The 25,232-nt window shown below is 63.0% G+C and carries 23 protein-coding genes; 13 read left to right on the forward strand and 10 right to left on the reverse strand.

Going from position 1 to position 25,232, the window contains the following annotated elements:
• On the forward strand, positions 1-289 hold a 289-nt coding region (locus QU481_RS09985; RefSeq protein ID WP_289828758.1), incomplete at its 5' end, for a transposase.
• A 17-nt stretch (positions 290-306) separates the two neighbouring features.
• Here the strand turns inward: QU481_RS09985 and QU481_RS09990 are convergent.
• Together QU481_RS09990 and QU481_RS09995 are read right to left on the reverse strand one after the other, a co-directional pair.
• Positions 307-513, reverse strand: coding sequence for a hypothetical protein (locus QU481_RS09990; protein WP_289829818.1), 207 nt, complete (start codon positions 511-513; stop codon positions 307-309).
• A gap of 131 nt (positions 514-644) precedes the next feature.
• Positions 645-983 (reverse strand): LysR family transcriptional regulator, encoded by a 339-nt coding sequence (locus tag QU481_RS09995; RefSeq protein WP_289829819.1) that lies wholly within the window; start codon positions 981-983, stop codon positions 645-647.
• A gap of 101 nt (positions 984-1,084) precedes the next feature.
• Between QU481_RS09995 and QU481_RS10000 the strand changes: the two genes are divergently transcribed.
• Complete coding sequence (locus tag QU481_RS10000; RefSeq protein ID WP_289829820.1) at positions 1,085-2,191, forward strand: aldo/keto reductase; 1,107 nt, start codon at positions 1,085-1,087, stop codon at positions 2,189-2,191.
• A gap of 268 nt (positions 2,192-2,459) precedes the next feature.
• Here QU481_RS10000 and QU481_RS10005 read toward each other — a convergent pair whose 3' ends face one another.
• The 6 genes from QU481_RS10005 to QU481_RS10030 all read right to left on the reverse strand — a co-directional run bounded on the left by QU481_RS10005 (position 2,460) and on the right by QU481_RS10030 (position 9,267).
• On the reverse strand, positions 2,460-4,556 hold the full coding sequence (locus tag QU481_RS10005; protein WP_289829821.1) for an AsmA family protein: 2,097 nt from the start codon (positions 4,554-4,556) through the stop codon (positions 2,460-2,462).
• Positions 4,557-4,561: 5 nt separating this feature from the next.
• Positions 4,562-4,951: a cytochrome C oxidase subunit IV family protein gene (locus QU481_RS10010; RefSeq protein ID WP_289829822.1), complete on the reverse strand. Its 390-nt coding sequence runs from the start codon at positions 4,949-4,951 to the stop codon at positions 4,562-4,564.
• Positions 4,952-4,961: 10 nt separating this feature from the next.
• Positions 4,962-5,657, reverse strand: a complete 696-nt coding sequence (locus QU481_RS10015; RefSeq protein WP_289829823.1) for a heme-copper oxidase subunit III family protein — start codon at positions 5,655-5,657, stop codon at positions 4,962-4,964.
• Positions 5,658-5,702: 45 nt separating this feature from the next.
• The gene (locus QU481_RS10020; protein ID WP_289829824.1) at positions 5,703-6,320 is read right to left on the reverse strand and encodes a cytochrome c oxidase subunit 3; all 618 of its coding nucleotides are present in this window, start codon (positions 6,318-6,320) and stop codon (positions 5,703-5,705) included.
• 8 nt (positions 6,321-6,328) lie between these two features.
• Positions 6,329-8,056 (reverse strand): cytochrome c oxidase subunit I, encoded by a 1,728-nt coding sequence (gene ctaD, locus QU481_RS10025; RefSeq protein WP_289829825.1) that lies wholly within the window; start codon positions 8,054-8,056, stop codon positions 6,329-6,331.
• Between the two features lie 83 nt (positions 8,057-8,139).
• A complete protein-coding gene (locus QU481_RS10030) occupies positions 8,140-9,267 on the reverse strand; it encodes a cytochrome c oxidase subunit II (RefSeq protein ID WP_289829826.1) in 1,128 nt (375 codons plus the stop codon).
• Between the two features lie 402 nt (positions 9,268-9,669).
• Here QU481_RS10030 and QU481_RS10035 point away from each other — a divergent pair, with 402 nt between their 5' ends.
• Together QU481_RS10035 and panS are read left to right on the forward strand one after the other, a co-directional pair.
• Positions 9,670-10,185, forward strand: coding sequence for a DUF1269 domain-containing protein (locus QU481_RS10035; RefSeq protein WP_289829827.1), 516 nt, complete (start codon positions 9,670-9,672; stop codon positions 10,183-10,185).
• Positions 10,186-11,070: 885 nt separating this feature from the next.
• Positions 11,071-12,024, forward strand: a complete 954-nt coding sequence (gene panS / locus QU481_RS10040) for a ketopantoate/pantoate/pantothenate transporter PanS (protein WP_289829828.1) — start codon at positions 11,071-11,073, stop codon at positions 12,022-12,024.
• Positions 12,025-12,281: 257 nt separating this feature from the next.
• On the opposite strand, the gene QU481_RS10045 is transcribed toward panS, so the two are convergent.
• Both QU481_RS10045 and QU481_RS10050 read right to left on the reverse strand, forming a co-directional pair.
• Positions 12,282-12,830 carry a DUF2889 domain-containing protein gene (locus QU481_RS10045; protein WP_289829829.1) on the reverse strand — a complete coding sequence of 183 codons (549 nt, stop codon included), beginning with the start codon at positions 12,828-12,830 and terminating at the stop codon, positions 12,282-12,284.
• Between the two features lie 86 nt (positions 12,831-12,916).
• Positions 12,917-13,840, reverse strand: a complete 924-nt coding sequence (locus QU481_RS10050) for a LysR substrate-binding domain-containing protein (RefSeq protein ID WP_289829830.1) — start codon at positions 13,838-13,840, stop codon at positions 12,917-12,919.
• A gap of 460 nt (positions 13,841-14,300) precedes the next feature.
• Between QU481_RS10050 and QU481_RS10055 the strand changes: the two genes are divergently transcribed.
• From QU481_RS10055 to folE, 9 genes are all read left to right on the forward strand, one after another.
• Entirely contained in the window at positions 14,301-15,914 is a 1,614-nt protein-coding gene (locus QU481_RS10055) for a peptide ABC transporter substrate-binding protein (protein WP_289829831.1), read from the forward strand.
• Between the two features lie 336 nt (positions 15,915-16,250).
• Positions 16,251-17,171 carry an oligopeptide ABC transporter permease OppB gene (gene oppB / locus QU481_RS10060; RefSeq protein WP_289829832.1) on the forward strand — a complete coding sequence of 307 codons (921 nt, stop codon included), beginning with the start codon at positions 16,251-16,253 and terminating at the stop codon, positions 17,169-17,171.
• A gap of 11 nt (positions 17,172-17,182) precedes the next feature.
• Positions 17,183-18,100, forward strand: a complete 918-nt coding sequence (locus tag QU481_RS10065; protein ID WP_435381952.1) for an ABC transporter permease subunit — start codon at positions 17,183-17,185, stop codon at positions 18,098-18,100.
• A gap of 10 nt (positions 18,101-18,110) precedes the next feature.
• Positions 18,111-19,109 (forward strand): ABC transporter ATP-binding protein, encoded by a 999-nt coding sequence (locus QU481_RS10070; RefSeq protein ID WP_289829834.1) that lies wholly within the window; start codon positions 18,111-18,113, stop codon positions 19,107-19,109.
• A complete protein-coding gene (gene oppF, locus QU481_RS10075) occupies positions 19,102-20,100 on the forward strand; it encodes a murein tripeptide/oligopeptide ABC transporter ATP binding protein OppF (RefSeq protein WP_289829835.1) in 999 nt (332 codons plus the stop codon). Before QU481_RS10070 ends, oppF begins: the two co-directional genes overlap by 8 nt.
• 9 nt (positions 20,101-20,109) lie before the next feature.
• On the forward strand, positions 20,110-21,681 hold the full coding sequence (locus QU481_RS10080; RefSeq protein WP_289829836.1) for a leucyl aminopeptidase: 1,572 nt from the start codon (positions 20,110-20,112) through the stop codon (positions 21,679-21,681).
• 151 nt (positions 21,682-21,832) lie between these two features.
• A complete protein-coding gene (locus tag QU481_RS10085; RefSeq protein WP_289829837.1) occupies positions 21,833-22,759 on the forward strand; it encodes a glutaminase in 927 nt (308 codons plus the stop codon).
• 118 nt (positions 22,760-22,877) lie between these two features.
• Complete coding sequence (locus QU481_RS10090) at positions 22,878-24,260, forward strand: sensor domain-containing diguanylate cyclase (protein WP_289829838.1); 1,383 nt, start codon at positions 22,878-22,880, stop codon at positions 24,258-24,260.
• Positions 24,261-24,529: 269 nt separating this feature from the next.
• Positions 24,530-25,231 carry a GTP cyclohydrolase I gene (gene folE / locus QU481_RS10095; RefSeq protein WP_289829839.1) on the forward strand — a complete coding sequence of 234 codons (702 nt, stop codon included), beginning with the start codon at positions 24,530-24,532 and terminating at the stop codon, positions 25,229-25,231.
• The last annotated feature ends 1 nt before the right edge of the window (position 25,232 follow it).

Consider the following 25,232-nt stretch of genomic DNA (forward strand, 5'->3'; position numbering starts at 1 on the left):
GTTTGTGATCGTCGATGGCCATCCGATCCACAAGGCGAAGCTGGTCAGGGACTATGTGGAGAGCTTGGAAGGCAAGCTCAACCTGTTCTACTTGCCGCCTTACTCGCCGCAACTGAATCCGGACGAGCAGGTCTGGGCGCACGTGAAGCGCCAGGTATCAAAGCGTCTGGTGCAAAACCATGAGGAAATGAAGCGGCTAGCAATCGGCGCCTTGCGTCGAATCCAAAAGCTACCCGGGCTGGTGAAATCGTTCTTCCGCCAGCCTGAGTGCCAATATGCCTGCCAGTGACAATACTTTTGCAAAGCTTAGTAACAGACAACACCCAATAAAAACGAAATGGCTACCACAAACACGATAAAGCCGGTCGGATGCTGTGCAGGGCGAAATATCAAACAACCTACTATCAGCGCCACGAGATAGACACCGAGAACAAGCCAGCCTTGCCAAGTGCTAGGCAACCCCCAGCCCCAGCCATAACGTTTTGCTGGAAACCAGTATTTTGGAGCACTCATATTGAATCTCCCGAATGGCTCATTGCTGCATCAGTGCAGCACTGTCCCCTAACGCCGGACATAATCGGCTTCCCACATGCCTGATGAAAAGATCAGGACTCACGGGGCGAAGCAGGCTATGGCGATGTGCACTACTGAACCAACGAGCGCAGCTGGTTCGGCGTGTGCGCCACAGGCTGTGGGGACTGCTGAAACCGAAGCACGCCAAGCTTCGAGATCGCTGGTGGCCTCGGAAAGGTCGGCGACGGCCGGGGCGCGACACGGACGAAATAGCGCTCGCCCGCCTCGGTCAGGCCGACGCTGCGCGTGGTACGGTTGAACAGCCTCACTCCGAGACGCGTTTCCAACGCCCGCACCGCCTGACTCACTGTAGGTACCTTCACTTCGAGCTGGGCTGCGGCCACGGTGAAACTGCGCTTTTGCGCCACCGTCACGAACGCCACGATGCCATCGAGTTGATCGAGCTTCATTGCAAAGTTTTTGCTTAATAACCTGAAAAGGTTATCAGCATTTTTCTCTGCAAATGCACCGCCTATTATGCAGTTGTCTTTCCACCAGTCTGGAGCACGCCATGTCCCTCGATCACTACTACATCCTGGGCCGCAGCGGCCTGCGCGTCAGCCGGCTCTCGTTCGGCGCGATGACCTTCGGCACCGAATGGGGCTGGGGCTCGGACAAGACTGCCGCGCAGCTCTTGTTCGACACCTACCTCGATGCCGGCGGCAACTTCATCGACACCGCCGACGTGTACACCGGCGGCACCAGCGAGACTTGGCTGGGCGAATTCGTCGCTGCCCGTCAGGCGCGTGACAGGGTGGTGCTGGCGAGCAAGTTCACCTTCAACCTCGGTCCCGGCCAGAATGCGAACGGCGGCGGCAACGGCCGCAAGAACATCCTGCATGCCGTCGACGCATCGCTCAAACGCCTGAACACCGACTACCTCGACCTCTACTACCTGCACGCGTGGGACATGATCACGCCGGTCGAGGAAGTGATGCGCACGCTCGACGACCTAGTACGCGCCGGCAAGGTCCGTTACATCGGTTTCTCTGACGTGCCGGCCTGGTACGCGGCGCGGGCGCAAACGTTGGCCGAATGGCGCGGCTGGGAGCCGCTGACCGCGCTACAGCTGCAGTATTCGTTGGCCGAGCGCAATCTCGAACACGAGTTCACGCGCCTCGCCACCGAGCTTGGCATCGGCGTCACCGCCTGGAGCCCGCTCGCCAGCGGCCTGCTGTCCGGCAAGTACCGGGTCGATGGTGCAGGCACAGGACGGCTCGAGGCGCTGAAGGACAGCCCGAACCCGGCGTTCCGCAAGTTCACCGAACGCAACTGGGCGATCGTCGCCGAGCTGGAACGGGTGGCGAACGAGGCCGGCCAGACAATGTCGGCGGTGGCGCTCAACTGGGTTGCCAACCGGCCGGGCGTGGGCAGCGTGATCGTCGGCGCGACGCGGCCGGATCAGCTGGAGGCGAATCTGAAGGCGCTAGATTTCACGCTGCCGCTGGAGTTGACCGCGCGGCTCGATGCCGTCAGCGCGCCGGAGATCCCGTTCCCGTATTACTTCTTCAGCAACGAGATGCAGGGGATGATGTACGGCGGCGCAAACGTGGGCGACAAGCCGGCAGGCTATACCGCACCGGTACTGGTCACTGGCAATGGTGCCGGGGTGGACTGATCTGCCTTCAACGCCGCCGAGGACGACGCGGCCAAGGGGAGTTGTCAGCGAGCACTGTCCGAGTGCCCGTATCGCCGGCGCGAGCTGTGCAGCCTCCCGTTGGCCGTGGCGTCCGCAGGGCAGCCCGCGGAGCGGGCCGGCATCGTCGGGATCTCTTTTCTTTGGGGCTTTTCTTTGACGAGACCGACAAGGTCACTAACCCAACCTCCTGTTCCCTACAAATTCCACGAATTTTCTCAATGCCCGCAGCTTCCGACACCACGCGAACTCAGCGGCCGGCCTTTGCGGGCACCCGTGGCGGCGTCCGCATCCTCGCTAGCATCGTCTGACACGACGTGTCCGAGCCTGGGCTTATTGCTGTCAGCGGCAGCAGCGCGGCCAGTGGTGGGGCAAGCAGCACCAACCCCAGAGCCGAGCCGCCACGCAGCAGCAGCACGCCAGTGTTGACGCCGACATCGGGCTTGGAGAACGAGCCCTTCACATACAGCGGCGAGCGCAACGACAACACGCGCAGCCCCTTCGCCTGCGGGTGCACCGTCAGATCCATCCGCTCGGTCGCGAGGTTGATCTGGCCGCTTATCGTGATCAGCGCGTCTTCGGTGTCGATCGCGAACAGCCGCGAATCGAGCCGGCCCTGGGTCGCGACGAAATCAGCCGCCGCGCAGTGGATCTTCACCGTCTTGTCGCCGAACAGCTTATACAACACGATGTTCGCGACATTGAGCCCCGCTTCTTCGAGCAGCGTCCCACTGATCGCCCCATTGTTCATCAGCAGCTTCACCTCACCGTTCGACGACCCCAACAGCGCCGCGATCGAATTACCGGTCGCCGACAACACGGCATCGCCCTGCAGTTCGCCGAAACTGCTCTGCATCACCGCGATGGTCGGAAACAGCTGCTTCAGCTTCACATGCCGCACGCTGAGATTCATCCGCCCGGCCATCGGCGTGCGGCGGCCGTCGAGCCGCAGCGTTGAATCGAGCTCCCCGCCCGCGACGCCGAAGCGCAGCGGATCGAGCGACAGCACGCCGTCCTTCAGCGTCAAATGGGTGGAGAGGTTCTGGAGCGGCAGGCTGGCCTGCCGGATGATTCGCTGGCCGGTGAAGCGCACGTCCGCGTCGATAGACGCCCAGCGCTCGGTCCGGAATCGCTCGACCGGCAGCTTCTTGCCGGCCGGCTGCGCCGTCGTGTCGCCGCGCTGCAGCTTGCTCGCCTTGGTATCGGCGCCGATCAGCGGTGCCAGGTCGACGAAGCGCAGCTGTTTCGACACGACGTCTCCGGTCAGCAACGGGCGCGGTTGCCGCGCGGCATAGGTCAGCGAACCGCTCAGATCGCTGCCGCCGACCCTGCCGGTAAAATTTTCGTACTTGAAGACGCTGCCGGACGAGCGCAGCTGGCCGGACAGGTGTCCGTCGGTCGCGTATGGCGGGGTTGCGGGCAGCGTCAGGCCGGTGAGCGGGTAAAGATGCGCCATGCTGACGCCGGACAGCCACAGGCGCAGATCGAGCGCGGCCAGATGCATCGGATAAGTCAACGTGCCGACCGCCACGATGCGCGTATCGCCGTAACGCAGATTGGCGTGGATCGGGAACGGCCGACTCGCGTCCTGCAGTGCCAGCAAGCCGCCGAGCTTGCCGTCGCCGTCCACCGCCGTGTCTTTGTAGCTGCCCTTCACGACCAGCCCGAGTGCGTAAGGCTGTGCACCCGCCGGTGCCGGATTGGCTCGCACCGCAGCGCCGGACGGCGTCGACCGTCCCGCCTGTTGCTTCAGCACCTCGGCGAACGGGATCGGCTTGCCGAGCGTATCGACGGTTGCCTGTAGATTCGCCTGTGCCAATTCATCGGCGTAAGCGATGTGGCCCTTCGCGAATGCGATGTCGTGCAGAGCGAGCGTCCAGCCTGTCGGCTTGGCCGATGGCGGCTTGAACGTCCAGTTGTTGCGGCCGTCTCGCAGCCGTTCGAAGTCGAGCGAGGGGTTCACCAGATTGATGACCGGGATCACGATCCGCTGCTCGGTCAGCGGCCACGCTTCGACCTCGAAGTCGACCTGGTCGAGCGTCGCGAAGTCCTTGCGTTTCGCCCAGTCCGGGTTGCCGATGACAATGCGGCTGGCCGAGAAACGCGGCCACGGCACCCAGGCGCGCCAGCCCGTTTCGCCGCTAGGGCACCGCCAGCTTATCTTCAGGTCGCCGTTGATCGCAAACGGGCGAGCGATCGCCTGCGACACCTTGTCGTCGACCCAGGGGCGCACGCGGTTCCAATCGAACGTGGCGAGAACGACGACGGCTACCGCGATCAGCACGGCCAACAGCGCAATCAGCGCAACGACGGTTCGCGTAATGATTCTGCCCGTTCGGCTGTGCACCCGAGTTACTCCCTAGTACCGCCTCCCTTCGCCTTCGTGCTATCCGCCACCGGGGCGTTGCTGAAAAACTGGCCGCGCGTCGAGTAGGTGTAACGAGCCTCCGCCTGCATCATGCCGATCAGCACCATCAAGCACAGCGGCGGCAGCAGGATCGCGACCATCAGCGCCAGCCGCTCCCAACGCATGTGCATGAACACGCCGATGATCAGCCCGGCCTTCATCAACATGAACGCGACGATCAGGAACCAGCGCAAGAAGCCCTGGATGTTGAAGTAGTCGACCAGGTAGGAAAACGTGCTCAGCACGAATAGCATCCCCCATACCTTCAGGTACAGGCTAATCGGGTGCTGCTGACCGCTGGCGTGGCCGCCGGGATGGGTGTGTTGTGCCGACATCTCGCTCACCTCACCACAGATAGAACAACGCAAAAATAAACACCCACACCAGATCAACAAAGTGCCAGTACAGGCCGGCAATCTCGACGATCTGGTAGTTGCCGCTCTTCTCGTAGCGGCCCTTCAGCACCCGGTACGCGACGGTCAGGAGGTAGATCACTCCGGCGGTGACATGCAGGCCGTGAAAGCCGGTGATCATGAAGAAGCTCGCGCCGAACTGCGCCGCCCCCAGCGAGCTGCCCCAAGGCCGCACCCCTTCGCCGAGGATCAGATGGGTCCATTCGAACGCCTGCAAGCTGACGAAGGTCGCTCCAAACGCAGCGGTGGCAAGCATCAGCGCAGCGGCCTTGGCCCGATCGCGCAGGTAGGCGAAGTGCACCGCCATCGCCATCGTGCCGCTGCTGCTGATCAGGATGAAGGTCATGATGGCGATCAACAGCAGCGGCACCGACACGCCACCGATCGACAGCGCAAACACTTCGCGCGGCTTGGGCCAGACTACGGTGGTGGAGATCCGCACCGTCATGTAGCCGATCAGGAAGCAGCTGAACACGAAGGTGTCGCTGACGAGGAAGATCCACATCATCGCCTTGCCCCACGACACCTTGAACGCCCGTTGGTCCGATGACCAGTCGGCGACGAAGCCCCGCCAGCCGGAGGGCAGGCCAGAAAGGTCCTGAGCGGTGGGTTGGGAGTGCTGCTCCATGTCCGTTCACCTCTTCATGCACTGCGGGTGACGAGTCGGCCGACCTTAACTAAGCAAACCGCCGCAGATCGACCTCGCCAGCGCTGGCGTCACCGTCCCCATCACCGTGAACAGCACCAGCCATACCGCGAACAGAAAGTGCCAGTAGCGGGCGCACAGCTGCACGTACCCGCCGGCCTGCTCACTGCCGCGCCTCAGTCGGGCCATGGTCAGCGCGAGGCCGATCAGGCCACCGAGCACGTGCAGGCCGTGCAGGCCGGTGAGCAGGTAGAAGAAGCTGTTGGCCGGATTGCCCGCGACCAGATAATGCTGCTCGGCCAGCTGCTGCCATGCCCAGAGCTGGCCGGCGACGAAAGCGGCGGCACAGGCGCCGCCCGCCAGCACGAACGCGCGCACCTCGCGCCACCTCCCGCGCTGCACGCACCGGTGAGCGATGAACAACGCGGTGCTGCTCGCAGCAAGCAGCACCGTGCTCAACCACAGCTGCCACGGCAGCGGCAGCGCGCGCCAGTCGGCAAACTGCATGCGCATCAGGTAGGCGAACAGCAGCAGCGTGAACAACATCGTCACCACCGCCAGGAACACCCACAGGCCCACCTTGCCGGGACGCGAACGACCGCTCTGGCTTCGAACTCCATCCATCGGGATTACCGTGCCCATCATCCTCGCTCCTACTCGCCTTCGCCCTCACCTTCCGGCGCCAGGTTCTGCGGCACGAAGTCCCGGGCTTCCCCGGGAACGCTGTATTCATAGGCCCAGCGGTACACCACCGGCAGCGTCTCCCCCCAGTTGCCGTGCACCGGTGGGGTGTCGGGTGTTTGCCATTCCAGCGTGGTTCCTCCCCACGGGTTGCTGCTAGCCGCCCGGCCCTTGAACACGCTCCACGCCAGGTTGAACACGAACAAGAACTGGGCAACGCCGACGATCAGCGCGACAACGGTGATGAACTCGTTCAGCACCTGCGCCGAAGGCGGGATGAACTGGTAGTTCTCATAGGCGTAGTAGCGCCTCGGCATACCGAGAAAGCCCAGGTAGTGCATCGGAAAATAGATCAGGTAGGTGCCGATGAAGGTAATCCAGAAATGCAGCTGGCCGAGCGTGTCGTTCAGCATCCGCCCGGTCACCTTGGGGAACCAGTGGTAGATGCCGCCGAACACCACCAGGATCGGCGCCACCCCCATCACCATGTGGAAGTGCGCCACCACGAAATAGGTATTGGACAGCGGGATGTCGACACTGACGTTGCCGAGGAACAGCCCGGTAAGGCCGCCGATCGCGAACATGCTGATAAAGCCGATCGCGAACAGCATCGGCACCGTCAGGTGTATGTTGCCGCGCCACAGCGTCAGCACCCAGTTGTAGACCTTGATCGCGGTCGGGATCGCGATGATCAGCGTGGTCGTTGCGAAGAAGAAACCGAAGTACGGGTTCATGCCGCTGACGAACATATGGTGCGCCCACACCACCACGCTTAACACGCCGATCGCCACGATCGCCCACACCATCAACCGATAGCCGAAGATGTTCTTGCGCGCATGGGTGCTGATCAGGTCGGACACGATACCGAAAGCCGGCAACGCGACGATGTACACCTCGGGGTGGCCGAAGAACCAGAACAAGTGCTGGAACAGCAAGGGGCTGCCGCCCTTGTAACCGAGCGCCTGCCCCAGCGACATCAGCGCGGGCATGAAGAAGCTGGTGCCGAGCGTCTTGTCGAGCAGCATCATTACCCCACTGACGAACAACGCCGGAAACGCCAACAGCGCCAGAATGGTCGCCATGAAGATGCCCCACACCGTCAGCGGCAACCGCATCAGTGTCATCCCCTCGGTGCGTGCCTGCAGCACCGTGGTCACATAGTTGAGCCCGCCCATCGTCGCCGCGACGATGAAGATCAGCAGCGACACCAGCATCAGGATGATGCCGGCGCCGTCGCCGGGTGTGCCGGGCAGGATCGCCTGTGGCGGGTACAGCGTCCAGCCGGCACCGGTCGGCCCCCCGGGCGTGAAGAAACTGGCGACCAGCACCAGCACCGCGAGCAGGTAAACCCAGTAGCTGAGCATGTTCAGGAACGGGAACACCATGTCGCGCGCACCGACCATCAGCGGGATCAGGTAGTTGCCGAAGCCGCCGAGGAACAAGGCGGTGAGCAGATAGATCACCATGATCATGCCGTGCATGGTGACGAACTGGTAATAGTGAGCGGGATCGATAAAGGGAACGAGGCCCGGAAAGCCCAGCTGCAGCCGCATCAGGTTGGACAATACAAGGCCGACCAGCCCGATCACGATCGCGGTGATTGTGTACTGGATCGAGATGACCTTGTGATCCTGACTCCAGACGTAACGGGTCCAGAAGCTTTGCGGCGGGTGATGCCCGTCGCCGTGGGAGTAAGCCATGTGGCCTCCTTGGTTTGCCGCGAAGCGACGCCTTGCTTGCCTCCCCCTGATGTCCGAAAGCGGCCCTGCGCCGCGACTTGCTGTTATTTTTGAGCCACGGCGTCCTTGCCTTTGCCCAATGATTCAATATACGCAACCAGCGCCGCCAGCTGCTGATCGCTCAGGTCGAACTTGGGCATGATGGGCGGATAGCCCTTGGGCACCTTGGCGGTCGGGTTGCGGATGAAATGATGCAGATAGGCCTCGTCGACCTTGGCCGTCGTCTCGTCGCTGAAGGTTTCCGTCTTGCCGTACAGACCCTTCCAGGTCGGGCCGACCCGGGCGCTGCCATCGGTGCTGTGGCAGGCGAAGCAGCCCTGCGACTGAGCGAGCATAGCCCCCTGCTTGACCAAGGCTTCTCCCCCCATCGTCTTCGCCGACGTGGTCATCGTCTGATGGAACGTCGGCTGGCTGGCGAACCAGCGCTGGAACGCGGCCTCGTCCTCCACCACAACCATGCCGCGCATATTGTAGTGACCGACCCCACACAGCTGCGCGCACAGGATTTCGAAGCGCCCGACCTTGGTCGGGGTGAACCAGAAATGCGTGACCATGCCCGGCACCAGGTTCATCCGGGCACGGAACGGCTGCACGTAAAAGTCGTGCAGTACGTCCTTGGATCGCAGCAACACCTTGACCGGCCGCCCCAATGGCAAGTGCACTTCATTGCCCTGTACCAGCACATCGTCCTGACCGCGAGGGTCGAGCGGATTCAGGCCGAACGGATTGCCCGCGTTGATGTGCTCGACGCCGGAGCTGCCCAGTTGGCCGTCCTTGCCGGGAAAGCGGAAGCTCCACTGCCACTGCTGGCCTACCACCTCCAGGACCAGCGCATTGTCTGGCGGGTTGATCAGCTTGGCATACACGAGCAGCCCAGGTGCCAGCATGGCGACAATGCCCACCGTGGTGATCCCGATCAGCCAGCTCTCCAGTTTCTTGTTCTCGGGCTGGTATGCAGCCCGCTGGCCGCTGTGATGGCGGTAGCGGATCACCGCGTAGGCCACGAACAGATTGATGATGATGAAGACAACCCCGGTGATCACGATGGTGATGGCGAGCGTGAAATCGATCTGACCCCAGTTCGACGCCAATGGGGTCAGCCACCACGGACTCATGACGTGGAATAGGACGGCGGCAACAACGATGAGAACCAGTGCGATTGCGAGTGCCATTTGCTCGACCCTGCGTGGCCACCTACCCTCCCCACCCCATCAGGGCGGCGGGTTGACATCACCGGTCAGAGAACAGGCCGGATCACGTTGGCGAGCAAATCGGCCGCATCCGCCCCCTCAAGCGGAGCGAGGGAAAGCGCCCTGCAACGACTCGCCAAACTGGTTTCAACTTAGCACATCGCGTGTCGCGGCCGGACCGCAGGACGCGGACAATGGCAGCGTAGACCGAACGGCTTGCACCCTCGGTGACAAGCGGATTCAGCACAGCGATGGGAGGCGGTCGCGGCCGCGTTCCCAACCGCCCGGCAGCCGGTTCGGTATGCCGGGAGGCGAAGTATATAAATAGTAGAAGTACCTCGCGTGGTGGCTAACACTGTTTCAATGGAATCCGGGAGGTGCAGCATGCGCAAACGGATCTACTACCTCATCCCCGAGCTCCTCAGCGCGCAGCGGATCATGAACGACCTGTTGCTCGCCAAGATCGAAGAAAAGCACATCCACTTTCTCGCCAAGGACGGCCTGGACCTGTCCACCCTGCACCGGGCGAACCTGCTGCAAGAATCCGATATCGTGCACGGCGCCGAGTTGGGCGCGGTAGTCGGCGGGGCCACCGGTTTGTTCGCGGGTCTGGTCGGCGCCTTCGTCGTGCTGTCCGACACGGGGTTGCCATGGGGCAGCGTGGTGCTGGCCACCGGCGTGGCCGGTGTGCTGTTTGGCGCTTGGTCGTCGAGCATGATCGGCAGTTCGGCCCCCAATACCCGGCTGAAGCCGTTCCGGCGTGCGATTGAACGTGGTCAGATCCTGCTGATGGTCGACGTACCACGCTGGCGCGTCGTCGAGATCGAGAAGCTGCTACAGCGCACCCATCCCGAGGCAGTGTTGGGCGGGGTCGAACCGTCGATCCTTGCATGGCCGTAACGTGACATTGCGGACACACCCTGGCCTCTCGTGCGCCAGCCAGCAGGTCAGGGCGTATTTGTCCGGCTGCCAGCATCGCATTCAGCCTCTTCTCTCTCTAGATCACCTGTGCAGCATGCTGCCCGCAAACGACAGGGTTCTTTGCGAAATTTAGGGGAGGTCGGTTTGGACTGTAGCTTTGTCGGTCTCGCCCGACCGGCGACTTCCTTTCTTTGCTTTGCCAAAGAAAGGAAGCAAAGAAAGGCGACCCCCGATGCGCTGACCTTCGGCTTCCCTCGCGCCTGCCAAGCGTCCGGGCGCCGCCGAACTCGCACCGCGCCAACGTCGCGGCGCTCGAACATGCGGCGGCTTAAAACCCGGCCGCTTGACGATCGCTCGGCAGCGCAAAAGGGGATGGGCAGGATCATTGCAGCAAAAGTGAATTCGGACGGTTAAAAAGCCGGCAGCCAATCTATGAGCCGAATGACACGCAGCTTTTCAAACCGGGCAATGTCGTGGGCATCACCTACGGTCACCGATTTCCCTTCGACGCCGCCGAGGACGGCGCGGCCAACGGGGGTAGTCGGCGAGCACTGTTCGAGTGCCGACGTAGTCGGCTCGAGTTGCGCAGCCGCCCGTTGGCCGTGGCGCCCGCAGGGAAGCCCGCAAAGCGGGCCGGCGTCGTGGGGTCACCTTTTCTTTGGCTCCTTTCTTTTGGTGAAGCAAAAGAAAGGACCTCGCCGGTCGGGCAAGACCGACAAAACCCCAGTTCGCAGAAACGCGCCCTTTGGTCGCCCAGCCCCGAATTCCCTAGATTCCATGCAGAACCAACAATATGCACAGGAAATGCAATTCGGTAGCATGGCGCCTCTGCCATCACCAGGCCCGCCGATCGGGCTCGAGGATATGCTTGCCAACATCACCCGCCTTTTCCCGCTCTGGGCCATTCTGCTGTCGACCGTCGCCTACTTCACCCCGGCCAGCTTCACCCCCGTCCTGCCACATACCGGTCTGATGCTGGCGGTGATCATGTTCGCGATGGGGCTGACGCTGACCCCGGCCGACTTCAAGCGCGTGCTCACCCGCCCCGGCCCGGTCGCCGCCGGCATCGTGCTGCACTATCTGGTGATGCCGCTGGCCGCCTGGCTGATCGCCAAGGCCTTCCAGCTGCCGCCGGAACTCACCACCGGCATGGTGCTGGTCGGTAGCGTCGCCAGCGGTACCGCATCGAATGTGATCATCTATCTCGCCCGCGGCGACGTGGCGCTGTCAGTGACGATCTCCTCGCTGTCGACGCTGGTCGGCGTCATCGCTACCCCTCTGCTCACCCGACTGTATGTCGACGCGGCCATCGCCGTCGACATGGTCGGCATGCTCACCGGCATCCTGCAGATCGTCATCCTGCCTATCGGCCTGGGCCTGTTGGCGTTCCGGCTGTTCTCGGCCCAGGTACGCCGCATCGAGCCGTGGCTGCCGCTGGTCTCGATGATTGCGATCGTCACGCTGATCGCGGCTATCGTCGCCGGCAGCCAGGCCCACATCGCCAGTGTCGGCCTGACGGTGATCGCAGCGGTGATCCTGCACAATGGGTTGGGGCTGTTGGGAGGTTACTGGGGCGGGCGACTGCTGGGCTTCGACGAATCGGTGTGCCGCACGCTGGCGATCGAGGTCGGCATGCAGAACTCCGGCCTCGCCGCCCAGCTCGGCAAGACCTATTTCACCGTACTGACCGCCCTGCCCGGCGCGCTGTTCTCGGTGTGGCACAACATCTCGGGCTCGCTGCTGGCCGGCTACTGGCAGGGCAAGCCTGCTGGGATTGCCGACAAGGGCACGGCGCTGGCCGAACCGGCCGAGCACTGAGTCGGGCTTAGCGCCGCTAAGAGCCTGTTTACGATCTGCTGCACTCGGGTGATCCTGCGTTGAAATGACGCTCAACATGCTTATCTACTCGATAAGTACACTCCGCTTTTTCGCGCCATTTCGCCTTGGCTGACCCTTCCTTCGCGAGATCGTAAACAGGCTCTAACAAAACTCAGCGAAGCGGCCTTGGCTAGGCATGCGGCCGCAGACAGTACAAGTAGTACGGCAAGGTCGCATAACAACACCAAGGGGTTTTGTTAGCGGCGCTCGCCTTCGCCGCGATACCAGCGCGGATAGAAACGCGCCACTATCGGGCCGGTGGTATCAAGCGCATGGCAGCCGTCGAGCTGGAAAGGCTTTCGGTCCTCCGGCATCGGCAGCTGGCCCACCAGGGTCTGGTAAGCCCCGGTGGCCACCGTGCCGATCAGCTCGGTGATGTGGGTACAGCCGCGCACCCCGCCAAACAGCTCGCGCACCTTCTTGGTAAAGCCCGGCGCGATGCGCAGGCCGATCAACTGGCGATAGACCGCAGTGATAGTGTCGCAGCTGTCCTGATAAGGCATCGCATCGGTGGCGGCACAGGCATCGCGGATGGTCAGCGTGGCGTCGACGGTCAGGCGCAGCCACATCTCGTGGATGGGCAGGCCGGCAGCACGCGGCCCCGAAGCCAGCTGTACCTCATGGTCCTTCACGTCGGTGAGGTGGCCTTCGATATCCCAGAGGCCGTCGTCGCGGCGATAGCCCTGGATACGGATGTGGCGGGTGTGAAGGCGTTCACGCGGAGCGGCGGGAGCGGGCAAAGGCATGGGGCGATCCTGTTTCGGCAAAAATGATCAACCCCGTTAGTATGTCGGTTTCTGCCGTGCGGCACCAGCACGGGTGCGGCGCGGTTTCAGTTGCACTGCACCTCAGCACCGACGCCGAAATCGTAATTGCGCATCACTTTGAACACCGCAGCGCGGAAGTCCTGCACCAGTTCCGAGCGCAGTCCATTGCTCGGACAGGCCACCACATAGTCGAGGCGCAGCTCCGTCTGGAACGGCCTTAGCACTACCCCGTGCGCCTGCCAGATACTGGCCGCGAACGGCTCGACGATCGACACGCCCAGGCCGTTCGCCACCATCGCATAGCGGGTGTGCGAGGTTTGGGTCTTCACCATGAAGCGCGGGCTAACCCCGGCATCGTGCAGGCTGCCCTGCTCCGCCGCGTAGGTCTGCGCCTTGTTGGGCAGCCAGCCAATCATCATCTCGCCCTGCAGATCTTCCGGCGTCACCACATCAAGCTCGGCCAAGCGGTGGTCGGCCGGCATGGCGCACAACTGGCGCGCGCTCAGCAAGGGCTCGACCTCGATGCCGGCAATAGGCGGAAAGGCCAGGCTCAGCGCCACGTCGGCCTTCAGGTCTTGCAAGGACACCATGATCTCCGGTACGGTGTTCGAGTCGACCTTGATCGGCGCGTCCGGGTGATGTTGGAAAAACTCCTTCAGGATCAACGGCAGCACCGAGCTGGCGATCACAGGCAGACAGGCCACCGTCAGCCCCTCTGCGGCTGACTCGCGGATGTTGGCCGCTTCCTGTTTCAGCCGTTCCAGCCCCAGGAAGTTCTCCTCCACGGCATTGAAGAAGCGCACGCCGGCCACTGTCGGCTCAAGCCGCCCCTTGTTACGGTTGAACAGGCGAAAGCCCAGGTCTTCTTCCAGATCGGCAATCAGACGGCTGATGGCCGGTTGGGTCACATGCATACGCCGCGCTGCACCAACGCTGGTACCGGCGATCATCAGGCAGCGAAACGCTTCTAGCTGGCGAAATCGGATCATGTCGGACCCCTGTACGGTAGAACCTCAACATATAACACGCCTCAACAAAAAATTAAAATTCGATAAGCAAATATTATAGTAACAACATGCACTATCACGGCGGTTTAGTAAGTCGTTTGCACCACTTCGCCGAAAATGCCTCCAGCCATGCTGTCGACACTTACACGATCTGCCTGCCACAAGCCACCTTCCCACTCCCTCTCCCCTGCCGGTTTCAAGTAGGCCCGCCCCTATAACAAAACCGCATTCCACATAAAATTTTGTGAGTAGATCGGCCCAAATCCTTCTGAAATACTCGCAGCCTGATTGTCGGGCGGTCCGAATGCGTCGTTCATAAGCCGCCAGCACCGCTCCGCCAATCACGACGACGACCCGATCGCGTCGACACAAATCAGCACTGGCCAAGGGGCGGCAGACCCCGCTCCAACCGGTGACGAGAAATAGAGGGAGATTCGCTTAAATGCACAACAAGACCACGCTGCACCTGCTCGCCGCTTCGCTGACCCTGGCCTTCGCCGGCAGCGCCTTCGCCGCCAAGGTTCCGGCCGGCGTCCAGCTCGACGCCAAGCAGGAACTGATCCGCAATAACGCTTCCGAAACCGAGACGCTCGACCCGGCACTGGCCGAGTCGGTCGGCGCCAACAACATCACCCGCGACCTGTTCGAAGGCCTCACCGCCACCAACAGCGACGGCGTGGTGGTACCGGGCGTGGCCGAGAAGTGGGAACAGAAAGACCCGACTACCTGGGTGTTCCACCTGCGTAAGAACGCGGTGTGGTCGAACGGCGACCCGGTGGTCGCCGGCGACTTCGTCTACGGCTGGCAGCGCTTCGTCGATCCGAAGACCGCTTCGCCGTACGCCTCGACCTACGGCATCTTCATCCTGAACGGCCAGGAAATCACCGAGGGCAAGAAGCCGGTGACCGCACTGGGCGTGAAGGCGATCGACAAGTACACGCTGGAAGTGAAGACCCCGTACCCGGTGGCGTTCATGCCGGACCTGGTGTCCAACCTGAACCTCGGCCCGGTCAACAAGGCCGTGGTCGACAAGTTCGGCAAGGACTGGACCAAGCCGGGCAAGATGGTCAGCAACGGCGCCTTCGTGCTGAAAGACTGGCAGGTCAACAGCAAGCTGATCATGGAAAAGAACCCGAAGTACTGGGACGTCAAGAACGTGCAGCTGACCCGCGTGACCTACCTGCCGGTCGAGGATGAGAACACCGACGTGAAGCTGTTCCAGTCCGGCCAGAACGACTGGGTGTACCAGCTGCCGTCCGGCACCTACTCCAAGTACAAGCAGGAATTCCCGAAAGAGATCAAGAACGCACCGATGCTCGGCCTGCGCTACTACTCGTTCAACAACAAGGACCCGTTGCTGAAGGACGTGCGCGTGCGCAAGGCGCTGACCATGGTGATCGACCGTGACGTACTGGCGCAGAAGGTCACCGCCGACGGCCAAATGCCGTCCTACGGCGTGGTCGTGCGCGGCGTCAAGGGCGCCGATGTGACCACCTACGAGTGGTCGAAGTGGCCGATGGCCAAGCGCGTCGAAGAGGCCAAGAAGCTGCTGGCCGACGCAGGCGTGAAGCCGGGCACCAAGATCCGCTTCGCGTATAACACCAGCGAATACCATAAGAAGATGGCGATCTTCGCCGCCTCCGAGTGGAAGACCAAGCTCGGTCTAGACACCCAGATGGAGAGCATGGAATTCAAGGTGCTGCTGAAGAAGCGTCACGACGGCGACTACCAGATCGCCCGCAACGGCTGGGTGGCCGACTACAACGACGCTACCACCTTCCTGACCCTGGTGCAGTGCGGTTCGACCCAGAACGACAACTTCAACTGCAACCAAAAGGCCGAAGCGCTGATCAAGCAGGGCAACGAAACCCAAGACGTGGCCAAGCGCAAGGCACTGCTGACCCAAGCGGCCAAGCTGGTGATGGACGACTACCCGATGCTGCCGCTGTTGCAATACACGCTGCCGCGTCTGGTGAAGCCGTATGTCGGTGGCTACTCGCTGAAGAACCCGATGGACCGGTATCGCAGCAAGGACCTGTACATCGTCAAGCGCTAAGCGTATGACCGTGTAGGCAGCGTTCTCCACCGTCGCGAGCGGCGGGCAGGCAGGGCGGATAGTGCTGCGACACCGAAGTGGGCATCAGGTCCATGAGGATGTCGAGCACTGCCCGGCACTGCCTTCCCTTGCAGCAGGTGGATGACGGTGCCGGGTCGGGGGCTACCCGCCCCCACTGAGATCCAGGCGCCCGCCGGCCCAGCCGGCGGCGTGCCCGAGTTTGACGTATTGTCGGTCCGTCGTGGTGTTCGCCTGCCCTCACGAGGGGATGGGCGGTGTCGGTGCGCCTGCACCTGCGCCTGCGACCCATGCGCGAGGCCGACCGGAGTTACTCCCATGTGGTCCTATACTTTCCGCCGCGTGCTGATGACCATCCCGACGCTGTTGCTGGTCGTCACTGTCTGCTACCTGATGCTGCACGCCACCCCTGGCGGCCCGTTCGATGGTGAACGCAAGCTGTCCGCCGCGGTGCTGGCCAACCTGCAAGCCAAGTACCATCTCGACCTGCCCCTGTGGCAGCAATATCTCTACTACCTGAAGAGCCTGCTTGAAGGCGATCTGGGCGCCTCGTTCCGTTACGCCGACTGGAGCGTCAACGATCTGGTGGCCAAAGCCCTGCCGGTGTCGCTGGCGATCGGTGGCGGCTCGCTGCTGATCTCGGTCGTGATCGGCGTCGGCCTCGGCATCCTCTCCGCACTGCGCCAGAACAGCCTGGTCGACTACCTGGTGATGCTGATCGGCAACATCGGTAGCGCCTTCCCCTCCTTCGTGATCGGCCCGGTGCTGATCATGGTGTTCGCCATCTGGTTCAAGTGGCTGCCGGCCGGCGGCTGGGACGACTTCAAGTTCGCCTACATGGTGCTGCCGATGGCCTTGCTGACCTTCATCAACATCTCGACGATCGGCCGGGTAATGCGCGGCAGCCTGATCGAGGTGCTGAACAGCAACTTCATCCGCACCGCCCGCGCCAAGGGCCTGGGGCTGTCCACCATAGTGTTCCGCCACGCCCTCAAGCCGGCGCTGATGCCGGTGGTGTCGGTGATCGGCCCGCTGGCGATCTCGTCGATCACCGCCGCGGTGGTGACCGAATCGGTGTTCTCGCTGCCGGGCATCGGCAAGCTGATCGTCAACGGCGCCAGCAACCGCGACTACACGCTGGTGCTCGGCCTGGTGGTGCTGGTGACCGTGGTCGCCGTGCTGCTCAACCTGCTGGTCGACCTCGCCTACGCGCTGCTCGATCCGAAGATCCGCTACTGAGGTGAGGCCCGATTATGTTCAAAGCTAAACAAAGCACCCTGGCCGACACCCTGTCGGCCAACCTCGCGGCCGCGCCGGTCGAGGGCCGCAGCCCGTGGCGCGACGCGCGCGAGCGTTTCCTGCGCAACAAGGCCGCCGTCGCCAGCCTGGTCATCCTGGTGCTGATCACGCTCGCCTGTGTGTTCGGCCCGATGTTCCTGCCGCACACCTACTCCGACACCGACTGGGACGCGATGAGCATGGCGCCGACCGCCCAGAGCTGGCACCTGTTCGGCACCGACGAGCTCGGCCGCGACCTGCTGGTGCGCTGCCTGATCGGCGGCCGCATCTCGCTGATGGTCGGCTTCCTGGCCACCCTGTCCTCGGTCACCGTCGGCATCGTCTGGGGCGCCACCGCCGGCTTCCTTGGCGGCAAGGTCGACACGGTGATGATGCGCCTGGTGGACATGATGTACGCGGTACCGTACCTGTTGATCGCCATCCTGATGGTGACCCTGCTTGGCCGCGAGTTCTATCTGGTGGTGCTGACCATCACCGTGTTCTCGTGGATGGACATGGCGCGCGTGGTGCGCGGCCAGACGCTGTCGATCAAGTCCAAGGAGTACATCGAGGCGGCGCGCGCCATCGGCGTGTCGACCAGCAGCATCATCTTCCGCCACGTGGTACCCAACCTGCTGGGCATCGTGGTGATCTACACCACCGTCACCGTGCCGGGCGTGATTCTCACCGAATCGGTGCTGTCCTTCCTGGGCCTGGGCGTGCAAGAGCCAATGACCAGCTGGGGCGTACTGATCCAGGACGGCACCGGCGTGATGGAGAGCACTCCGTGGATCCTGCTGTTCCCGGCCGGCCTGCTGTCGGTCACCCTGTATTGCGCCAACTATATCGGCGACGGCATGCGCGACGCGCTCGACCCGAAAGATCGTTGAGGAGACCCCGATGAGTCTGTTGAAAGTACGCAACCTCGGGGTCCAGTTCCAGACCAACGACGGTATCGTCAGCGCCGTGAACGGCGTCAATTTCGAACTGGAACGCGGCCAGACCCTCGGCATCGTCGGCGAATCCGGCTCCGGCAAGAGCCAGACCGTGCTGGCACTGATGGGGCTCCTGGCCAAGAACGGCCAGACCAACGGTGAAGCGCTGTACAAGGGCCAGAACCTCTTGTCCATGTCGGCAAAGGAGCTCAACGGCATCCGCGGTGACCGCCTGTCGATGATCTTCCAGGATCCGATGACCTCGCTGAACCCCTACCTGACGGTGGAGCGGCAGATGACCGAGGTGCTGGAGCTGCACAAGGGCATGACCCGCCGCGAGGCGAAGAAGCGCGCGATCGAACTCTTGGAAGCGGTGCGCATCCCCGAAGCGGCACGGCGCATCGATATGTACCCGCACGAGTTCTCGGGCGGCATGCGCCAGCGCGTGATGATCGCGATGGCCTTGTTGTGCGAACCGGAAGTGCTGATCGCCGACGAGCCGACCACCGCACTGGACGTGACGGTGCAGGCGCAGATCCTGCAACTGTTGAAGGACCTGCAGCGCGACTTCGGCACCGCCATCGTGATGATCACCCATGACCTCGGCGTGGTCGCCGGGCTGTGCGAGAAGGTGCTGGTGATGTACGGCGGCCGCGTGATGGAACAGGGCGACGCCGACAGCCTGTTCTACCGGGCCAGCCACCCCTACACCATCGGCCTGTTGGGTGCGCTGCCGCGCCTTGACCACGATGGCAGCGAACTGGTCAGCATCCCGGGCAATCCGCCGAACATGGCGCAACCGCCCAAGGGCTGCCCATTCGCCGAACGCTGCAGCCACGTAAGCAACCGCTGCGCCACCGAGCTGCCGCCGCTGATGCCGGCCGAACACGATGGCCGCGTGCTGCGCGCCTGCCACAAGTCTGCCCACGAACTGATCGACATCCGCGAGGTGGCCCATGCCTGATCACGCCCAACAACCGCTGCTGTCGGTTCGCAACGTCAAGGTGCACTTCCAGGTGAAGAACAGCAACGCCTGGCCCTGGACCCCGAAAAAAACCCTGAAGGCCGTCGACGGCGTCAGCTTCGACCTGTATCCGGGCGAGACGCTCGGCGTGGTCGGCGAATCCGGCTGCGGCAAGTCGACACTGTCCCGCGCCATCCTCAACCTGATCCCCGCCACCGGTGGCGAGATCGTCTGGATGGGCCGGGACCTGCGCAGGGGCAGCGACCAGGATTGGCTGCACGTCCGTAAAGACATCCAGATGATCTTCCAAGACCCGCTGGCGTCGCTCAACCCGCGCATGACCGTCGCACAGATCATCGGCGAGCCGCTACGCGTGCACCGTCCCGAACTGTCGGCCGACGAAGTAATGAAGCGCGTCAAGGCGATGATGGCCAAGGTCGGCCTGCGCGAGCAGATGATCAACCGCTACCCGCACGAGTTCTCGGGTGGTCAGTGCCAACGCATCGGCATCGCCCGCGCGCTGATCCTGGAGCCGAAGCTGATCATCTGCGACGAGCCGGTGTCGGCGTTGGACGTGTCGATCCAGGCGCAGATCATCAACCTGCTGAAAGCTTTGCAGCGCGAGATGGGCCTGGCGTTGATCTTCATCGCCCACGACCTGGCGGTGGTGAAGCACATCTCCGACCGCATCCTGGTGATGTATCTGGGCCGCGAGATGGAGCTGGCAGAGAAGCAGGCGCTGTATGCCCGCCCGAGCCATCCGTACACCCGCGCGCTCTTGTCGGCAATCCCGATCCCCGACCCGCGCCTGGAAAAGAACAAGCAGATCCAGATCCTGCAAGGCGACCTGCCCAGCCCGATCAACCCGCCGTCCGGCTGCGTGTTCCGCACCCGCTGCCCGCAGGCGCAGGAACGGTGCGCGCAGGAGGTGCCGGTACTGAAGTCATTGGGAGGTGGCACGCACAGCTCGTGCCTGCTGGCCCAAGCGTAAGGAATGAACATGTTGAACAAGCCAACAACGGAATTTACCGTCACCAGTGGCCGACCGGACAAGCAGCGTACCGACTGCGTGATTGTCGGCGTGTATGAATCGGGCAAACTGAGCATCGCGGCCTGCGCACTGAACCGCGACGGCGACGGCGCGCTCTCCGAGGCGGTGAAGCGCGGCAGCTTCGACGCCAAGCTCGGCAGCACCCTGCTCTTGCCCTATGTGCCGAAACTGCCGTGCAGCCGGGTGTTGCTGGTGGGCCTCGGCAAGGAGAAGGATTTCCACGGTGCCGAGTACACGAAGGCCTGCCAAGCCGCCGGCACCGCCCTCGCCGGACTCAAGGCCACCGAGGTGGTCGCCTATCTGCCCGAGCTCTATGTGCGCGAGCGCAGCCTCGACTGGAAGGTCGAACAGGCGGTGGTGGCGTTTGCCGAAGCGCTGTACCGCTTCGAGCCGTTCAAGCGCCGCAGCGAACCTGCCCCCGGCGTGGTGAAGATCGCGCTGGGCGTGCCGGGTCGACGCGAGCTAAAGGACGGAGAGACCGGCCTGGTGCGTGGCCGCGCCACTGCCGATGGCCTGGTGCTGACCCGCGACCTCGCGAACCTGCCGGGTAATGTCTGCACCCCGTCCTATCTTGCCGACGTGGCGCAGCAGTTAGCCGAAGGCACTGCTAGCCGCGTGGAGGTGCTGGACGAGACGCAGATCGCCGAGCTCAAGATGGGCTCCTTCCTGGCGGTGGCCCAAGGTTCGGTAGAGCCGCCTCGGCTGATCGTGCTGGAGCATCGCGGCGCGGCCAACTCCGATGAAGCACCAGTGGTGCTGGTCGGCAAGGGCATCACCTTCGACGCCGGCGGCATCTCACTGAAGCCGGCCGCCGACATGGACGCGATGAAGTACGACATGGCCGGCGCCGCCGCGCTGCTCGGAGTGTTCCGCGCGGTGCAGGCGCTGATGCTACCGCTGAACCTGGTGGTGGTTATCCCGACCTGCGAAAACCTGCCCTCGGGCCAGGCACTGCGCCCGGGCGATATCGTCACCACGATGTCCGGTCAGACCATCGAGGTGCTCAACACCGACGCCGAAGGGCGGCTCTTGCTGTGCGACGCGCTGACCTACGCGTTGCGCTTCAAGCCGGCGGTGCTGATCGACGTGGCGACGCTGACCGGCGCCTGCGTGGTGGCACTCGGCCATGTGGCCAGCGGCCTGTTCTGCAACAAGCAGTCGCTGGCACGCGAGCTGATCGCCGCGGGGGACGACAGCGGCGACCGCGTCTGGCCGATGCCGCTGTTCGACGACTACCAGAAGCAGCTCGACAGCCCGTTTGCGGATCTCGCCAACATCGGCGGCAAGGCGGCCGGCAGCATCACCGCTGCCTGCTTCCTGTCGCGCTTCGTCGGCGAGACCGACTGGGCGCACCTGGACATCGCCGGCACCGCCAGCCGCAAGGAAGGCGCCACCGGCCGGCCGGTACGCATGCTGCTGCAGTATCTGCAGCACCGCGTCGAGCGTCGCAATGGTGGCACCCCCTCCCCTGCTCCGGCTCAGGACAGCGCCGCGCTGCTGTGGGAAAATGCCGACCGCTGACCGGGACGCGCCGCCTTCTGCCTGAGAAATCGCGCGGCACGACCGCTTGTCATCCGAACGAGGCCCGATCATGATCGGGCCTTTTTTTATTCCGGTGCCCCCGGTGCACTTAGCGGGGCCTTCGGCCAACGTTTCACAGACGAGCGCAACCATGACCGCCTCCCCCGACTATCAAGCCATCCTAGAGACCATCGCTGCCAAAGTGCGCCCGCTCGCCGCGCAGGGCCGGGTCGCCGACTACATTCCGGAGCTGGCCAAGGTGCCGGCCGACAAGTTCGCGATGGCGGTGCATACGCTGGATGGTCGGCGCTTTGCAGTGGGCGACGCCGACGAGCGCTTCTCCATCCAGAGTATCTCCAAGCTGTTCACGCTACTCATGGCGCTGCGGATGAAGAAGGAAACCCTGTGGCAGCGAGTGGGCCGCGAGCCGTCGGGCAACCCGTTCAACTCACTGGTACAGCTGGAGCATGAGCAAGGCATCCCGCGCAACCCGTTCATCAATGCCGGCGCCCTGGTGATCACCGACGTGCTGTGCCGCCACTTCGTGCAGGCCGACCGCGCCGTGCTGGAATTTCTGCGGCGCTTGAGCGGTGCCACCGATCTCAACTTCGACTCGGCGGTGGCCGAATCTGAGGCCGAGCACGGCTATCGCAACGCGGCGATGGCCAACTTCATCAAGAGCTTTGGTAATCTCGACAGCCCGGTCGACACGGTGCTGCAAAGCTACTTCCGCCAGTGCGCAGTGCGGATGAGCTGCCAGGAGCTCGCCACCGCCGGACTGTTACTAGCCAACCACGGTACCGTACCCGCCAGCGGCGAGGCGCTGTTGACCCCGAGCGAGGCCAAACGGATCAACGCCATCCTGTTGACCTGCGGCACCTACGACGCAGCCGGCGACTTCGCCTTCCGGGTAGGCCTGCCAGCCAAGAGTGGCGTTGGCGGCGGCATCCTGGCAATCCTGCCGGGCGAACTCGCCGTCGCGGTGTGGTCACCGGCCCTCGACGAGAACGGCAACTCGCTGGCTGGCGCGATGGCGCTGGAGCACTTCACCACGCTGACCGGCCGTTCGGTGTTCTGAATATGTAACATGTCAATAAAATAATTACACCAAAAACAACAATCCATATGATTTATTAACTGAATTATAGGAAAACCTTATAAAATTCAGGGCCTCATCCATTACCAAACTGACCCCCATGCAGGATGGCTTTACAGCGGCGCCGACTCGCTTGAGCCGGCTGACCGCAGGCTCGGTCGCCACGCTGATGACCATTGCCGCCGCAGCGATCTTTCCGTATGCCAGCGCCCAGGCACCCAAGGTGCCTGTCCTGTTCCCGGTATTCGCCACCGCCCTGGCCGTCAACAACAGCATCATCGCCTACCTGATCACGTTGCAGTTTTACCTCACCCGTCGGACCACGGTCGGCCTGTTGGGTAGCGCGTTCGGCTATTCCGCGCTGATGGCGGCAATGCAGGTTGCCACTTCGCCCGGGGTGTTCAGCGAGGTGGGCTATCTGGGCAGCCGCAGCCATGTCGGCGTATGGATGTGGATCACCCGGCTCTGCGGCTTTCCGTTGCTGATCGTGCTGGCGATGCTGCTGCTCAAACTGTCGCCCAATCACACTGTCCCCAAGCGCCACCTGAACTGGGCGCTGGGCGGCTTTGTCTTCGGACCGGCCGTCGTCACGCTGGCACTGGACCGGTTCCTCTTCATTGAAGGCACCCGGCTACCGCTGTTGATCAGCCCGTCGGGCAGCTACGCTACGCTTGCCTACGGCGGGGTCGGCTTCATGATGGTAATGGCCTGGGTCGCCGCCCTCACCAGCATTCTGTGGGTGACACGACTGCGTCACAGCTTCTATGGCTGGCTGGCCCTGGGCAGCTACTCCTACATCCTGTATCTGCTGGTGAACTTCGCTGGCGCGGCACGCTTCACCGTCGGCTGGTACACCTCGCGCTTCTTCGAGTTGTCCGCCGCGGCAATCATCCTGGGCGCCCTGCTCTACGAGGTGCTGAAGATGCAGCAGCGGCTGCGATCCTCCTACCTGCATGCCTACGAAGAATCGATCCGCGACGGGCTGACCGGCTTGTTCTCGCGTCGCTATTTCGACACCGCGCTGAGCCGCGAAGTCGCTTCGCAGCGACGCCATGGCCGCCCGTTTTCACTCTTAATGGTGGACATTGATTTCTTCAAGCAATACAACGACCGCCACGGCCACCTGGCCGGTGACCGGTGCATCCGCAAGATTGCCCGCTGCCTGGCCAGCCAGCTGCGCGAAGGCGATGTAGTGGCCCGTTTCGGCGGGGAGGAGTTTGTCGCGATCCTGCCGAATACCGACGAGGACACGGCACTCAAGATCGCCGAGCGCTTCCGTTGTGCCGTCATGGCGCTACAGTTGGCCCGGGACCGCAATGACAAGGGGAATGTGACGGTGAGTGCAGGGCTCTACACCTGCCGTAGCGAAGCGGCAATGACACCGGAACAGATGCTCGCCCAAGCAGATGCCGCGCTTTACCGGGCCAAACATGCCGGCCGCAACCGGGTCTTCACCAGCCGTGCCGACATGGTTGTTGCATAAAAATGGCTAAAATTTTCCACTCTGTCAGCCCCGATGCCATGCTATCCGACAGGTGGGGTGGAATTCGCTGCAAGTACGACTTGCCCCCGCATTTTCTTCGTCTTTACACTAACGGGGGAGGACGGCCTGACCGCCCCGGTTCCGCCATGGGCTTGCCCGGCGCTGACCGAATGACCGAAGCCCGTCCGGACCCGAAAATGGCTCGGCCACATAGTCAATCCCGACAGATCAACTAGGCTGAAGCTAGCCACTTCAGCAATATGAATCCCATGCCCATAGACACTTCTTCCGGCAGTACCCCAGAACAACCGGTATCGGAACGCATTCGCGCACGGATCCAGGCTGCGGGGGCCCGCTTTCACGCCAATGACAATATCTCCGCCTTCGTGAAAGAAGGCGAGCTCGACCTGCTTCAGGAAGAGGTTCGCAGCAAGCTGCAAGGGGTGCTGGAAAGCCTGGTCATCGATACCGATAGCGACCACAACACCCAGGACACCGCGCGCCGCGTCGCCAAAATGTACATCCAGGAAGTGTTCCGAGGCCGTTACAAGCAGATCCCGCCGGTGACCGAGTTTCCGAACATCGAGCAGCTGAATGAGCTGATGATCGTCGGCCCGATCCGGGTGCGTAGCGCCTGCTCGCATCACCTGTGCCCGATCATTGGCAAGGTGTGGGTCGGCGTAATGCCGAACGAGCACTCCAACCTGATCGGCCTGTCGAAGTATGCCCGCCTGATCGAGTGGGTGATGAGCCGCCCGCAGATTCAGGAAGAGGCCGTGTCGCAAGTGGCCGACCTCTTGATGGAGCGTCTGCAGCCGGACGGCCTCGCCATCGTGATGGAAGCCGACCACTTCTGCATGCACTGGCGCGGCGTGAAGGACACCGAATCGAAGATGATCAACAGCGTGATGCGCGGCTCGTTCCTGCGCGACGCCAACCTGCGGCGCGAGTTCCTGGCGCTGATGAAATGAC

It is taken from the genome of Crenobacter oryzisoli (assembly GCF_030385785.1).
GTDB lineage: Bacteria > Pseudomonadota > Gammaproteobacteria > Burkholderiales > Chromobacteriaceae > Crenobacter_A > Crenobacter_A oryzisoli.